This window comes from Mycobacterium senriense (assembly GCF_019668465.1).
In the GTDB taxonomy this organism is placed as follows: Bacteria; Actinomycetota; Actinomycetes; order Mycobacteriales; family Mycobacteriaceae; genus Mycobacterium; species Mycobacterium senriense.
The window spans coordinates 108,429-122,244 of the sequence record NZ_AP024828.1 but is presented as its reverse complement, the minus strand read 5'-3'; the positions used below and the strand labels follow the sequence as shown (position 1 = coordinate 122,244).

12 protein-coding genes are annotated in these 13,816 nt (G+C 65.6%); 7 read left to right on the top strand and 5 right to left on the bottom strand.

Translation table 11 applies throughout. The annotated features are described in order from the left end of the window. The first annotated feature begins 56 nt into the window (after positions 1-56). From MTY59_RS00600 to MTY59_RS00575, 6 genes are read left to right on the top strand one after another with little or no spacing between them, the layout of a single operon-like run. Positions 57-1,151 (top strand): ferredoxin--NADP reductase, encoded by a 1,095-nt coding sequence (locus MTY59_RS00600; RefSeq protein WP_221043965.1) that lies wholly within the window; start codon positions 57-59, stop codon positions 1,149-1,151. A 32-nt stretch (positions 1,152-1,183) separates the two neighbouring features. Then, on the top strand, positions 1,184-1,927 hold the full coding sequence (locus MTY59_RS00595) for an SDR family NAD(P)-dependent oxidoreductase (protein WP_221046181.1): 744 nt from the start codon (positions 1,184-1,186) through the stop codon (positions 1,925-1,927). A 13-nt stretch (positions 1,928-1,940) separates the two neighbouring features. Continuing rightward, entirely contained in the window at positions 1,941-3,203 is a 1,263-nt protein-coding gene (locus MTY59_RS00590) for an aromatic ring-hydroxylating oxygenase subunit alpha (RefSeq protein WP_221043964.1), read from the top strand. After that, the gene (locus tag MTY59_RS00585) at positions 3,200-3,538 is read left to right on the top strand and encodes a hypothetical protein (RefSeq protein WP_221043963.1); all 339 of its coding nucleotides are present in this window, start codon (positions 3,200-3,202) and stop codon (positions 3,536-3,538) included. Before MTY59_RS00590 ends, MTY59_RS00585 begins: the two co-directional genes overlap by 4 nt. A 50-nt stretch (positions 3,539-3,588) precedes the next feature. Further along, the gene (locus tag MTY59_RS00580; RefSeq protein ID WP_221043962.1) at positions 3,589-4,434 is read left to right on the top strand and encodes a TauD/TfdA dioxygenase family protein; all 846 of its coding nucleotides are present in this window, start codon (positions 3,589-3,591) and stop codon (positions 4,432-4,434) included. Continuing rightward, positions 4,434-4,985, top strand: coding sequence for a carboxymuconolactone decarboxylase family protein (locus MTY59_RS00575; protein WP_221043961.1), 552 nt, complete (start codon positions 4,434-4,436; stop codon positions 4,983-4,985). Before MTY59_RS00580 ends, MTY59_RS00575 begins: the two co-directional genes overlap by 1 nt. 36 nt (positions 4,986-5,021) lie before the next feature. On the opposite strand, the gene MTY59_RS00570 is transcribed toward MTY59_RS00575, so the two are convergent. Next, on the bottom strand, positions 5,022-5,213 hold the full coding sequence (locus MTY59_RS00570) for a ferredoxin (protein WP_221043960.1): 192 nt from the start codon (positions 5,211-5,213) through the stop codon (positions 5,022-5,024). Between the two features lie 164 nt (positions 5,214-5,377). Here MTY59_RS00570 and eno point away from each other — a divergent pair, with 164 nt between their 5' ends. Next, positions 5,378-6,661, top strand: a complete 1,284-nt coding sequence (gene eno, locus MTY59_RS00565) for a phosphopyruvate hydratase (RefSeq protein ID WP_221043959.1) — start codon at positions 5,378-5,380, stop codon at positions 6,659-6,661. 12 nt (positions 6,662-6,673) lie between these two features. Here the strand turns inward: eno and MTY59_RS27800 are convergent, their stop codons facing one another. From MTY59_RS27800 to MTY59_RS00545, 4 genes are read right to left on the bottom strand one after another with little or no spacing between them, the layout of a single operon-like run. Further along, positions 6,674-9,556 (bottom strand): ATP-binding cassette domain-containing protein, encoded by a 2,883-nt coding sequence (locus MTY59_RS27800; protein ID WP_221043958.1) that lies wholly within the window; start codon positions 9,554-9,556, stop codon positions 6,674-6,676. A 45-nt stretch (positions 9,557-9,601) separates the two neighbouring features. Continuing rightward, positions 9,602-10,429, bottom strand: a complete 828-nt coding sequence (locus MTY59_RS00555; RefSeq protein ID WP_221043957.1) for a mycofactocin-coupled SDR family oxidoreductase — start codon at positions 10,427-10,429, stop codon at positions 9,602-9,604. After that, positions 10,426-13,269 carry an MMPL/RND family transporter gene (locus MTY59_RS00550; RefSeq protein ID WP_221043956.1) on the bottom strand — a complete coding sequence of 948 codons (2,844 nt, stop codon included), beginning with the start codon at positions 13,267-13,269 and terminating at the stop codon, positions 10,426-10,428. Before MTY59_RS00550 ends, MTY59_RS00555 begins: the two co-directional genes overlap by 4 nt. After that, positions 13,266-13,664: an MmpS family transport accessory protein gene (locus MTY59_RS00545; protein WP_221046180.1), complete on the bottom strand. Its 399-nt coding sequence runs from the start codon at positions 13,662-13,664 to the stop codon at positions 13,266-13,268. Before MTY59_RS00545 ends, MTY59_RS00550 begins: the two co-directional genes overlap by 4 nt. Positions 13,665-13,816: the final 152 nt, after the last annotated feature.

Here is a 13,816-nt window from a genome sequence, read left to right as displayed (position 1 = left end):
GGCCGCCTATATCTAGTACTTGAGATGAATCGCAAGTAGTTGATACTCTGGCCGGGATGGGTGAAAAGCGCGTGACTGCGGACGTCGGTTCGGCGGCGGTGGCCGAGGCCGGATCAAGCGGTGTCGACGTCGCTGCCCTGCCGGATGGCTTTGTGCCACTGCGGATCAAACGCGTGATCCCCGAAACCCGCGACGCCGTGTCGATCGTTCTCGATGTCCCGCCGGGCAGCGTGGAACTGTTCGGTTACCAAGCCGGACAGTTCCTGACGCTGCTGGTCAGCGTCGACGGCAGCGAGCACCGGCGGTGTTATTCGATGTCGTCCGCACCCGGTCTGGGCGAGGACCTGCAGATCACCGTCAAACGCGACCGCGACGGCCTGGTGTCGAATTGGCTCAACGACAGGGCCGCGCCCGGCGACCAGCTGCCCGCCCTGCCGCCGCAGGGCCGCTTCGTGCTGCACGACAGCGATCGAGAGCTGATCGCCTTCGCCGGTGGAAGCGGCATCACGCCCGTCTTTTCGCTGCTGCGCACCGCGCTGGTGTCCGGCAAGCGCACCGCGCGACTTTTCTACGCCAACCGAAGCCGTGACGCGGTGATCTTCGACGAGTCGTTGGCGTCGCTCAGCGAGAAGCACGCCGATCGCTTCGTGTTGCACCACCATCTCGACGACAACAGTGGCTTCGTCACCCCGGCGGACATCCAGGCGTTCGTCCGCGACGCCGGCGACGCGGACGTTTACCTCTGCGGGCCCAACGAATTCATGGAGACCGTGCGAACCGCCCTGTCCGCGTCGGGCGTGCCGACCGACTGCCTGCACGTGGAGCACTTCGACGTGAACGACATCGCCGCGGCGGCGCCGCCGGACACCGACGTGGTGACCGACGAGGTCACCATCGTGCTGGATGGAGTCACGACCACGGCACCCTACGATCCGGGCAACACGTTGCTGCAGACGGCCCGGATGGCGGGCCTGCGTGCCCCGTCTTCGTGTGAGATCGGTTCGTGCGGAACGTGTATGGCGCGTCTGACGCAGGGCAGTGCCCGGATGATCAACAACGACGCGCTCGAGCCGGATGAGGTGGAGGAGGGCTGGGTGTTGACGTGTCAGGCCCTGCCCACCAGTTCCACGGTGCGGGTGGTCTACGAGTGAGCGACAAGGCGGTCGATGGTGGAGTGGAGTCGATGACCAGGGTGGCGGTGGTGACCGGCGGCGCATCGGGTATGGGCGAGGCGACCTGCCATGAATTGGGCCGGCGCGGACTCAAAGTCGCGGTCCTCGATGTCAATGAGCATGCCGCGCAACGCGTCACCGACGACCTGCGCGCCAACGGTGTGACCGCGCTCGGCGCGGGCGCCGACGTCACCGATCGGGCCGCGGTGGAGCAGGCCTTCGCGAAGGTGCGCAGCGAGCTGGGCCCGGTGACGGTCCTGGTGACCAGCGCCGGCATGTTCGACTTCTCGCCGTTCTTGGAGATCAGCGCCGAAACCTGGTCGCGGATCGTCGACGTCAATCTCACCGGCACCTTTCACTGCTGTCAGGTCGCGCTGCCGGACATGGTGGAGGCGAATTGGGGGAGGATCGTGATGATCTCGTCGTCCAGCGCACAGCGCGGCTCACCGTTCGCGGCCCACTACGCGGCGTCCAAAGGCGGGGTCATCACCTTGACCAAGTCGCTGGCCCGCGAATACGCGCCGCACGGGATCACGGTGAACAACATTCCGCCCTCGGGCATCGAGACCCCGATGCAGCACCAGGGCCAGGCCGCGGGGTACCTGCCGTCCAACGAGCAGATGGCAAGCAATATCCCGTTGGGCTACCTCGGCTGCGGGGCCGATATCGCCGCGGCGGTCGGGTTTTTATGTTCGGAAGAAGCCAGGTACATCACCGGCCAGGTGTTGGGCGTCAACGGCGGAGCGGTGATGTGATTGTGAGGATTCGATGACCAGAGCAGGCAGGCCCCCGGAGGGCTCGTGGACCGAGCACTATCCCGAGTTGGGCACCGGTCCAGTGTCTTTTAGAGATTCGACGTCTCGGGAATTCTACGAACTCGAGCGCGAGGCGATCTTCAAGCGGGCATGGCTGAACGTCGCACGCGTCGAGGAGTTGCCGCGCGTCGGCAGCTACCTGACCAAGGAGATCGAGGTCGTCGGCGCCTCGGTGATCCTGGTCAAGGGCAAGGACGAGCAGATCCGCGCGTTCTACAACGTGTGCCGGCACCGCGGAAACAAGCTGGTGTGGAACGACTTTCCCGGCGAGGAGACCCGCGGGACGTGCCGGCAGTTCACCTGCAAGTACCACGGCTGGCGCTACGACCTGCAGGGCGCGCTGAAATTCGTCCAGCAGGAATCGGAGTTCTTCGACCTCGACTTCGCGCAGTACGGGTTGCGTCCGGTGCACTGCGACGTGTGGAACGGCTTCGTCTTCATCAACTTCGACGCCGAACCGCTCCAAACCCTGCGTGACTTCCTCGGTCCGATGATCACCGGCCTCGACGGTTATCCATTCGATAAGCTGACCGAGCGCTACGACTGGGTGGCCCACAACAACAGCAACTGGAAGATCTTCGCCGACGCCTTCCAGGAGTATTACCATGTGCCCTCGCTGCACTCACAACAGGTGCCCGCCGAGGTGCGCGAACCCAACGCCGGATTCACTTGCGGGCATTTCCAACTCGACGGGCCGCACCGGTTGGTCTCCACGGCCGGGCGGCGCCGCTGGCTGCTGCCACCGGAATACATGTATCCGATCGAGCGGGCCACCCGCAGCGGGTTGGTGGGACCGTGGCGAACCCCCGACATCGGCGAACTGCCGGCCGGACTGAACCCCGGGGGGATCGAGCCCTGGGGCATCAGCAATTTCCAGATCTTCCCGAACACCGAGGTCCTGATCTATGGCGGCTGGTATCTGCTGTACCGGTACTGGCCCACCTCACACAACACGCACCGATTCGAGGCGTACACCTACTTCCATCACGCGCGCACCGTGCGGGAGCGTATCGAGCACGAAGTCGCCTCGGTGGTGCTGAAAGAGTTTGCGCTGCAAGACGCCGGGATGCTCGGCGGAACGCAGGCGGCGCTGGAATACGGCATCGTCGACGAGTTCCCCCTCAACGACCAGGAGATCCTGGTGCGCCATCTGCACAAGGTCGCCGTGGACTGGGTCGAAGCCTATCGCCGCGAACAGCATTCGGTGGGGGTGTGACGATGCCTCCCATGCTGCCCAGCGCATTCGCCGAGTTGGAGGACTACGCCCAAACCTGGTGTTTGGCAACAGAAACCGAGCGCTGGAACGCCCGGGTGAACGCGTCGATGCCGGAACTACGCGAATTCTACGACGCGTTCTTTCCCCGACTCGAAGAGGCGATCGACTACTGCGACAAGTTTCCCCTCGACAATGTGCCCGACGACGCACTGAACCTGCTGCACTTGGTCTATTCGCTGATCATGGTCGCCATGGCGGTGGAGATCATGCACCAACCCGCCCCGGTCGACGCCGCCGACGCCGTCATGATCCGCACCGGCGGACCGGTGCCCTGACCGCCAGCCAACGAGCGCACCGTACATCCCTTTTCTCGAAAGGAGCGACCATGAGCCTGCTCACCATCACCAAACTCACCGACTCCGTCGGCGCCGAAGTCGCGGGGCTGGAGCCGGCCGCACTGGCAACCGACGACTCGGTCGGTGAGGCGGTGCTGGATGCATTGGAAGACAACGGAGTTCTGGTCTTTCGCGGCCTGCAGCTCGACCCGGTGGCCCAGGTCAGCTTCTGCCGCCGCCTCGGCGATATCGACCACTCCTCCGACGGCCACCATCCGGTGGCCGGCATCTACCCGATCACCCTGGACAAGTCGAAGAACGCCTCGGCAGCCTACCTGAAGGCCACCTTCGACTGGCACATCGACGGCTGCACGCCGTTGGGCGACGAATGCCCACAGAAGGCCACCGTGTTGTCGGCGGTACAGGTCGCCGAATGGGGCGGGGAAACCGAATTCGCCAACTCCTATGCCGCGTACGACGCCCTGAGCGACGAGGAGAAGCAGCGGTTCGGCACCCTGCGTGTGGTGCACTCGCTGGAAGCCTCCCAGCGCCGCGTCTACCCCGACCCATCGCCGGAACTGGTGCAGCGGTGGCGATCTCGCCGCACCCACGAGCATCCCCTGGTGTGGACACACCGCTCCGGCCGCAAGTCGCTGGTGCTGGGCGCCTCCGCGGACTACGTCGTCGGCATGGATCTCGATGAGGGACGCGCCCTGCTGGACAGTCTTCTCGAGCGCGCCACGGTGCCCGAGAAGGTCTACAGCCACAGCTGGTCGATCGGCGACACCGTCATCTGGGACAACCGCGGGGTGCTGCACCGCGCGGCCCCGTACGACCCGGATTCACAACGCGAAATGCTGCGCACCACCGTTCTCGGCGACGAACCGATCCAGTGATGACGCCGGCCGACCAGCATCCGCTGCGCCTGCCACCGTTGCCCGCCGGCGAGTGGGACGACGGCACCCGTGCGGCGCTGGCGTCGCTGATCCCGGCCGAACGGGCGAATCCCGTTGGTGCAGGCAATGTTTTGTCGACCATGGTCCGCCACCCCGACCTGACCGCGGCCTACCTACCGTTCAACGCCTACCTGCTCACGCGATCGACCCTGTCGCCCCGGGTGCGTGAAGTCGCGTTGCTGCGGGTGGTGCACCGCAGCAATTGCGGCTACCTGTGGTCGCACCACATCCCGATCGCTCTGCGTGCCGGCCTGACCGAAACCGAGATCGATGACATCCGCTCCGGCCGCTGCACCGACCGGACCGATCAGGCCGTGGTCGAGGCGGTCGATGATCTCTGCGGTGACAGCACTATCAGCCAACCGACCTGGGATTTACTGGGCGAGCTGTTCACGCAGCAGCAGTGCATGGATCTGACGTTCACCATCGGCGGCTACCTCCTGCTGGCGTTGGCCGTGAACACGTTCGGCATTCAGGAAGAGCACGAGTAGGCCCGACAGGCGCCCGGCGCCGGGCCGTGGTGCGCGCTAGTCCTCGCGAGACAGGGCGGCACGCGGGCACTCGGCGATGGCTTGCTCGACCAGCGCCTCCTGCTCGGCTGGGATCGGATCCGCGATGACCACCGCATAGTCGTCATCGTCGAGCTGGAAGACACCCGGCGCGATGTTCACGCAGTAGGCGTTGCCTTCACACCGATCAAGGTTCACTACCGGCCGCATGAAGATCCTCCCTCGGGATCCCTCTGTCCGACACTCGGAGTTTTTACAGTACTACTTGTGTAAACGCTAGCCTAGCGCGGCCGGGCGGGAAATGACGGGTGGCGACTTCTCAGTGACCTCTCAGTAGCGTGGTCTTACGCTGAGATCCTGGGTCCGGGAGGTCGATGATGAAGATCGCGTCCGTCATCGCGCGCCAACTGCTGGACTGTAAAGCCCGGCCCCTGGTCGAGGTCGAGATCACCACCGACAGCGGCGTTGTCGGCCGTGGCGCGTCCCCGACCGGCAGCTCCGTGGGTTCACATGAGGCGTTCGTGCTGCGGGACGGCGATCGAACCCACTACAACGGGCTGAGCGTGCACCACGCCATCGCCGCGGTGACCGACGAGATCGCCCCCGCCCTCATCGGCGCGGAGCTCGACGATCCGCGGTCACTGGACCGGGTCATGATCGATCTCGACGGCACGCCGGACAAGCACCGGCTCGGCGGCAACGCGATCTACTCAACGTCGATCGCGCTGCTGCGGGCGGCCGCCGCCGCGGCCGGCACACCCACCTACACCTATGTCGGCGCGCTGCTCGGGCTCGAGCCACCGACCACCGTCCCGGTGCCCAGCTTCAACATGATCAACGGGGGACACTACGGCGACGTCTGCCAGACATTCAGTGAGTTCCTCGTCGTGCCTTATCGCGCGGACTCGATCCAATCCGCGGTCGAAAAGGGGGTGAGCCTGTTCGAGCCGCTCGGCGAGGTGCTCGCCGAGCGGCTCGGCCGCGCACCGATGCTGGCGTCGTCGTATGGATACATCGCGCCGTCTAGCGATCCGCGCGTCGTCCTGGAGGTGCTGACCGAGGCCGTCGAGCGCGCCGGCTGCGCCGACATCATGGCGTTCGCCCTGGACTGCGCGTCCAGTGAGGTGTACGACAGCGACTCTGCGACATACGCATTCGACGGCGAACGGGTGACGGCGGAGGCTTTGATCGATTATGCCCGGGGGCTGTCGCAGGAGTTCCCGATGCTGTTCATCGAAGACCTGCTGGACGGGGATGACTGGCCCGGGTTCGCCAAAGCGGTGCAGGCGGTGCACCGTTCGATCATTCTCGGGGACGACCTGATCGTCACCAACCGCTCCCGCTTGCAGCGGGCCGTCGAGACGTCCGCCGTGGACGGTTTCATCCTGAAGCCCAACCAGGTCGGAACCATCGCCGAAGCCCTGGACTGCTTCGAATACGCCACGAGGAACAGCATTTTGGCGATCCCTTCTGGCCGCTCGGGCGGCGTCATCGACGACGTGGTGATGGACCTGGCTGTGGGCCTGGGTGCGCCGTTTCAGAAGAACGGCGCACCGCGGTCGGGCGAGCGCATCGCGAAACTCAACTTTCTGCTGCGCGCGGCCGAAGGCATCCCGGACTGTGCGCTGGCCGACGTCCCGGCACTGGCGCGGTTCTGAGCGCGTTACGGCTCAGTAGCCGGCGAACAACGCGAGCTCGGCCGCGACGGCGGCCCCGCACACCGCCAGCACGATCGAAAGAGCCAGCCAGTCGGCCGGTTTCGGTCGCGACGGGGCTGCGGAAATTTGACCCGTACCGCCGCGGGCGGTGATGGCATCGCCCATCTCGTCGGCGCGGCGCAGTGTCACCGTGATGACCGCGACGACCACGTCGATCACGTCCGCCAACGGGTTCCGCAGCCTGGCCCAACGGGTTTGCGGCCGCCGCTTGGGCCGCAGTCGGCGCGCGGCGAAGAGCACCCGGAATTCGTCGATGAGCATCGGGAAGGTGCGCAGCGCGAGCGCCAATGCGACCGACCAGTCGTCGACGGGGATCCGCAGCGGCCGCAGGAAGCGGCCCAAAGTGGCGACCGCCGGGGCGATCTCGGCGACATTGGTCGTCCACGACACCAGTGCGCCCAGTGCGAGCAACACCACCGACAGCGTGGTAAGCCGCAGCAGGTCCAGCAGGCCGCCGAAGCCCAGCGTCACAGTGCCCAGGTGGACCCTCGGGCTCCCGCCGGCGAACGCCGCGTTGATGCCGACGATCACCAGCACGATCCACAGCCAGCGCGGCACCGACGGCAGCACGCCCCGGGGGATGCGCGCCAGCCGCATTCCGATCACCGCCAGCGCGCCGGTGAGCCCGATCGCCACCCAACCCGGGAAGAACGTCAACAGCAACGAAAAGCCGAATACTACAAGCAGTTTGGTACCGGCCCACAGCTCGTGTATGGGCGAGCTGCCCGGCACCGGCCGCAGCAGCACGACGGGGCGCCGGCGACCGGACGCCCGCTTGACCGGAGCGTCGATAGCCACCGTATTGTGCTGGGCCGCAGCCGGTGCCGGCTGCAGTGAACCGTCATGCAGGTGCAGCGTGCGCGGACACAGCTCCTGAAGCCCGGCGAAGTCATGCGAAATGACCACCACGGTCAGGCCGGTCTCGCGGCGCCGCTCGGTGAGCAACTGGACGAGCCCGCGCTGACTGGCGGCATCCAGCCCGGCCAGCGGCTCGTCGAGGATCAACACCCGTGGCGATCGCGCCAGCAGCCCGGCCAGCACCACGCGACGCATCTGGCCACCGCTGAGCTGGTCGATGCGCCGCTTCGCCAGCCCGGCGTCCAGGCCGACTGCGGCCAGGGCCGCGGTTACCCGGGCGTGATCGGCGGGTGAAAAACCGGCCGCCGAAGCCACTTCCAGATCGACCCGGCTGCGCATCAACTGCAGCCGCGCCGCCTGGAACTGCAGCGCGACAGCGCCCACCTGGTCGGCGGTCGGGCGTCCGTCGAGCAGACAGGCACCGGTTGCCGGCGCGGTCAATCCGGCCATGATCCACGCCAGTGTCGACTTGCCGGAACCATTTCCGCCGTGGATGAGCAGCCCGTCGCCCTGGTGCACCGCGAAGCTGACATCGCGCAGCGCGGTCTGAGCCCACGGCGTGCCGCCGGCGTATTCGTGTCCGACGCGGACGAGTTCGAGCACCGGCGCGCTGGAGGCGAGATCGGGCGTCGCCGTCGGCGCGGGGGCGGTCGCGCTCTGCACCAGATCGGTGTCGACCGACGCATCGCCGAGTTTGATTGCGCGGTCGGCGTATTCGGCCTCGTCGTTGTAATGGGTGATGTGCACCAACGCGGTTTGATGGCGTTCGGTCAGGCCGGACAACACGGCGAGCAGCTTCTCGCGGCCCTGCCGATCGACCATGCTGGTGACCTCGTCGGCGATCAGCAACGCCGGCTCGCGCGCCAGCGCCGCGGCCACGGCCAGGCGCTGCAGCTCTCCGCCGGACAGACTGCCGGTGTCGCGGTCGGCCAGGTCGGCCAAACCGACCTCACCGAGTAGCCGGGGGATGTCCGTGGTCTTGGCGGGCGGCAGTCCCCAGACCACGTCGTCGGCGACCCTCGTGCCCAGCACCTGGCTCTCCGGGTGCTGCATGATGACCGCGGTGCCCCCGAGTTCGCCGAGCCCGACCGCCCCGGGACGGTCGACGGTGCCCGACGTCGGTTCGCGGCCGGCCAGGATCAACATCAGCGTCGTCTTCCCGGAGCCGTTGGCGCCGGTGACCGCGATGTGTTCTCCCGTGCGCACGTCCAGGTTGACCGCAGGCAGCGCGTCGTGGTCGGCGTGCGGGTAGCGCAGACGCACCTGGTCCAGCCGTACCGGGACGGGCCGGATCGGTCCGTCGCCGGCGGGCGCGTCCAGCTTGTGCACGTCGGGGATGCCGCGTAGTCGTTCCAGCACCCGTGACAACGCCCACCAGCCGACCAGCGAGGCGCCCACGATGGCGAATACGGCGTACCCCAGGACCAGCCACTGCCAGTAATGCAGCGCCTCGGCGAAGAAATCCTTGAACTGTTGCGCGGCCGGACGCAGCTGCGGCACCCGCGACACAACCGTTGAGGCGCCGTCCACGGTGGCGCTTGCCGCGTGGAAGGCGAGTTGCCGGAACCGGGTCAGGACGGTCAGCGCGAGGACCATCCCGGCGCCGACCACGACGCCCGCGCCGAAGGACACCATGATGACGGTGGGCGTGCCGCGGCGGCGCCGCTTGACGGTTCCGGCCAGGCCCCCGACATAGGCGCAGAGCCCGATCGCCCCCAGACCGCTCAGGCCGACGACCAGGAAGCCGATCACACCGGCGGCGACCGTCGCGGTGATCAGAACGCGGATCCGGTAGCGATAGGCCAACAGCCCGGTCGGCACGCTGCCGAGCAGGCCGAGCCCCCCGCCATGCGGAAGGACGACCGCGATGATGGCGATCGCCGCGCACAGGGCGCCCATCACCGATGCTTGCGCCAGTTCGCCGGGTCGTAGCGATCCGGCGCGCGCTTTCGCCGTTGCAGCGCCGGGTGCCTTCACGACACGATTATGCCGTCGTCGGCGGTGTGCCCGGTGGCTCTCTCATCAGATCTTCAGGTAGCCCTTGTCGGCGGGAATTTGCGCGGCCGTCACCAGTGAGGACGCGTCGCTGGCAAGCCACAGGACGATGTCGGAGACCAAGTTCGGGTCGGCGAGCGAGTCGGTGGGCAATGCGCCGGGGGAGAAGCTGTGGATGTAGGTCTGGTGGTCGGCGAACAGTTGCCACATCGACGGGTCGTTGCCCATCGGGGTGTCGGTGCCGTACGGGTGTACCGAGTTCACCCGGATGCCGTATCCACCGAGTTCGACCGCGAGCGAGTTGGTCAGCCCGACCACGCCGAACTTGCTGGCGCAGTAATGCCCGCAACCCGGCACGGCCTTCACGCCCGCGGCGGAGCTGATCGTGATGATCGAGCCGCCGTTGCCCGCCCGAATCATCGCGGGCACAGCGGCTTTGATGGTGTTCCAGACGCCGGTTAGGTTGGTGTCGAGGACGTCCTGCCATTGCTGAGCCGAAATCTCCCACAGCCGGCCCCAATTCAGCACGCCGGCGTTGGCGACGACGATGTCGAGGCGGCCGAACTGGGTGATCGTCTCGTCGACGATCCGCTGCTGCCCGGCGGCGTCGCGCACGTCGATCTGCGCGGCCAGCATCTTGCGGCCTTCGCTTTCCACCAGGCTCGTCGTTTCGGCCAGGTCCTCCGGCGTCGAGGCCGGGTAGCCGTTGTTCGCCGCCACCGGGCCGCAGGCGTCGATGGCGACGACGTCGGCTCCGGCCCGGCCCAGCCGCACGCAATGCGAACGGCCCTGCCCGCGCGCGGCGCCGGTCACGAACGCGACCCGGCCCGCCAGGGGTTTGTCGTTGTCGCTCATGCGATCTGGGCCTTCCGTGTCGGGGGCAGCGGGCGGGTACGCACCAGCGTGGGCCACCAGAACCAGGGTCCCATGATCCGCAGGATGCACGGCACGACGAACGAACGCACGATCAGCGTGTCGAGCAGCAGGCCGATACACACGGTCGAACCCACCTGACCGACGGTTCTGAGCTGGCTGCTCAGCATCGCGAGCATGGTGAACGCGAACACCAGACCCGCCGATGTCACCACGCCACCCGTACTTCCGAGCGCGCGGATGAGGCCGGTGTGAATTCCCGCGTGCAGTTCCTCTTTGACACGCAGGATCAACAGCAAGTTGTAGTCGGAACCCACCGCCACCAGGATGATGAACGTCAACGGCAGGATCAGCCAGTACAGCGGCAGGCCGATGAGGTGCTGCCAGACGAGTATCGAGAGCCCGAACGCACCGGCGTAGGAGAAGGCCACCGTGGCGGGGATGACGATGGCGGCCATCAGACTTCGCGTCAGGAACAACATGATCAAGAAGATCAGCACGAAGGCAGCGATCGCCACGATGAGCAGATCGGAGGCGGCGTATTCCTGGATGTCCTTGTTGGTTGATCCCGAACCGCCGATATAAACCTTCGCGCCGGCCAACGAAGTCTCTTTGAGCGCCGCGGTTATCGCGTTGGGGAACTGTTCGACGTGCTGCACGCCTTCCGGGCCATTGGCGTCCCCCGTGTGGGTGACGATGAAACGAGCAGCCTTGCCGTCCGGCGACATCAGGAGCTTCATGCCGGTCTTGACGTCTTCGTTGTCGAAGCCCTCGTGCGGAATGTAGAAGAAGTCGTCGCTACGGGACTGGTCGAAGTCGAGCCCGACATTGACCTGGTCGAAGTATGTCTGGTCGGTCTGGGTGGTCTGCAGAGACGAGGAACCGTAGGTGTTGACCAACAGAGCCGCCAAAGACTCCGAGTCGTCGGCCGTGAGTTTCAGTTGCGCGATGATCTGCGGGAACGCCTTATCCACCTCCACGAGAGAGACTCTCGCGAACTTGATGTCTTCGGCCAGGTGGTCGATGTGGTCGATCGTGTCCCATAACGATCTGAATGCCCAGCAGATGGGGATGTCGAAACAGTGCTTCTCCCAATAGAAGTAGCTCTTGACCGGGCGGAAGAAGTCGTCAAGGTTGGAGACTTCCTCGTTCATCTCGTTGCTGACCCGTTCCAGGTCCTCAACGGTGAGCACCGTCTGATGCAGTTCGTCGGACACCCTCTGAAAGAAGCCGATTTCCTTGCGCAAGACCGCGACGGTGTGCGTCGTGATCTGTGCCTGCTGGCTGGTATTGGCGTTTTGCTGCTGGTTGAACGGAAGCTGTTGACCGTTCCCGCTGCCTTGTGTGGTGAACAAGTAGGGAATCGTGGCATGTTCCAAAGCTCGGCCCATGGGCCTGGTGATGCTTTGCACCATCGCGACGCCGGGAAGGCGTTCGAGCGCCTTGGCCGCTCGGTCCAGTGAGATGAAGTCAGCCGAGTTTCGCAGGTCGTGATCGGACTCGATCATCAGCATCTCGGAGAACAGCTTGCTCTTCGGGAAGTGCCGATCCGCCGCCGCGAAACCCTGATTGGCGAGACCCTTGATCGGCTGGTATTGCCGGTCGTCATAGTTCTGCCGGTACGTAGGCACGAAGATCGCGCCGAGTAACACCGCAGCGGAGCTGGCGAACAGGATCGGCACCGGCCACCGGACCACACTCGTCCCGATGCGCCGATACAGATGCGCCTTGGCCTTGCTTTTCGGGTCGAAGAGCCCGAACAGGCTACCCACGGTCAAGAAGGCCGGGCCGAGCGTCAGCGCTGCCGAGATGGTGAACAGCATGGAGATAGCGACGGCCGGGCCCATGGTGTGGAAGTAGTTGAGTCGCGCGAACGTCAAGCAGTAACACGCCCCCGCGATCGTCAGCCCGGAGCCAAGGATGACCGGCACGACACTCTTGTATGCGGTGTAAAACGCCTCCTCCCTGCTTTCGCCGTCGTGTCGCGCCTCGTGATAGCGGCCGATCAAGAAGATGCCGTAATCGGTCCCCGCTCCCAGGGTCAGCGCGACGACGATGTTCACCGCGAATGACGAAAGCTCGATGTACCCGAGATGCCCGAGGGTTGCGGTAACCCCCTTCGCGACCAGCAGCTCGAACAGAACCCCGGCCAAGGGCACAAACAGGGTGACGATGGAGCGGTACACCAGCAGCAACATCCCGAGAATGAGGAAGATCGTCACGATCGTGATGTTGTTCAAGCTGTTATTCGCAATAGCCACCGTGTCTTTGGCGAGCGGGGCCGCGCCGCTGACGTAGACCTTGAGCCCAGGCGGCGGCGTGTCCTTAGCGACGATATCCCGTACCGCGGCAACGGACTCGTTCGCTTGCATTTGGCCGATATCGCCCGCGAGACGCAACAGCACGTACGTGCATTTGCCGTCGAGACTCTGCGCGCCTGCCGCGGTGATCGGCTTTCCCCACAGATCAATGGCGGACTGCACATGCTTGGTGTCCCGCAACAGCCGGCGCATCAACTCGTCGTAGTACTGATGGTCTCCGTCGCCCAGCCTCCGGTTGGCTTCCAGCACGACCATGGCCAAGCTGGTCGAATTGGACTCCTGGAATTTCGCACCGATGGCCAGCAACGACCGCTGCGACGGCGCATAGTGCGGGACCACCGGCCCCGCGAGTTCTTCTGCGACCCGCTCTACCTGCGGCATGAAGGTGTTCGTCGAAATAGCGAGAAGGGCCCAGAAGGCAATGATCGGTATCGCGAAGATGCGGACCATTCTGGGGACGAAAGGTCGTTTCACGCGGTGCTCGGCCAGATGCTCGCTCATGCGGACTTCACCAGACAAAAGACGTGTGCATCCTGGTGGGTATCGGACTGTTCAGCGCGGACAACGCCATTCACCCGCAGCCGGCAGCCGACTGAACCACCATGAACCTGCGCCGAGATGCTGCCGGACACCACGGTGAGCGTGGTCGACTCGGTGTGCGACCACGGCAAGGTCGTGAGATCGACCGTGTGCGGATGCCCGTCGTAGTCCACCCAGACGAGCGTCCCCCCTTGCCCGACGGAGCCGAACACCTCGTAGTCGATTCGTTTGATACTGAACTCCGGCGGCGCTGCCGGTTCATTGACAGTGACGACTGGCGGGGGGTCGGAGAACTGGTGCACCTTCCACATGGCCACCGCCCCCACGCCGACCGCAACGACCGCAACCAGAGGCATCCAGGCGCGGGCCAAGACGGTCCTGCCGACTGAACGGGGGCTCACGCCGTCACCCTTCGGAATCCGGTCCGCACATCGTGTTCTCGCCCCCGCTCCCGCGCTCGTGCACATGCGGATAGTAGACGGTCATGTATCCAATTGACATATGATCG

Bases quoted from the DNA above. Each gene is read 5' to 3' on its own strand.
- MTY59_RS00600 (WP_221043965.1), top strand. From the start codon at position 57: ATGGGTGAAAAGCGCGTGACTGCGGACGTCGGTTCGGCGGCGGTGGCC.
- MTY59_RS00595 (WP_221046181.1), top strand. From the start codon at position 1,184: ATGACCAGGGTGGCGGTGGTGACCGGCGGCGCATCGGGTATGGGCGAG.
- MTY59_RS00590 (WP_221043964.1), top strand. From the start codon at position 1,941: ATGACCAGAGCAGGCAGGCCCCCGGAGGGCTCGTGGACCGAGCACTAT.
- MTY59_RS00580 (WP_221043962.1), top strand. From the start codon at position 3,589: ATGAGCCTGCTCACCATCACCAAACTCACCGACTCCGTCGGCGCCGAA.
- MTY59_RS00575 (WP_221043961.1), top strand. From the start codon at position 4,434: ATGACGCCGGCCGACCAGCATCCGCTGCGCCTGCCACCGTTGCCCGCC.
- MTY59_RS00570 (WP_221043960.1), bottom strand. From the start codon at position 5,213: ATGCGGCCGGTAGTGAACCTTGATCGGTGTGAAGGCAACGCCTACTGC.
- eno (WP_221043959.1), top strand. From the start codon at position 5,378: ATGATGAAGATCGCGTCCGTCATCGCGCGCCAACTGCTGGACTGTAAA.
- MTY59_RS00555 (WP_221043957.1), bottom strand. From the start codon at position 10,429: ATGAGCGACAACGACAAACCCCTGGCGGGCCGGGTCGCGTTCGTGACC.
- MTY59_RS00550 (WP_221043956.1), bottom strand. From the start codon at position 13,269: ATGAGCGAGCATCTGGCCGAGCACCGCGTGAAACGACCTTTCGTCCCC.
- MTY59_RS00545 (WP_221046180.1), bottom strand. From the start codon at position 13,664: ATGCCTCTGGTTGCGGTCGTTGCGGTCGGCGTGGGGGCGGTGGCCATG.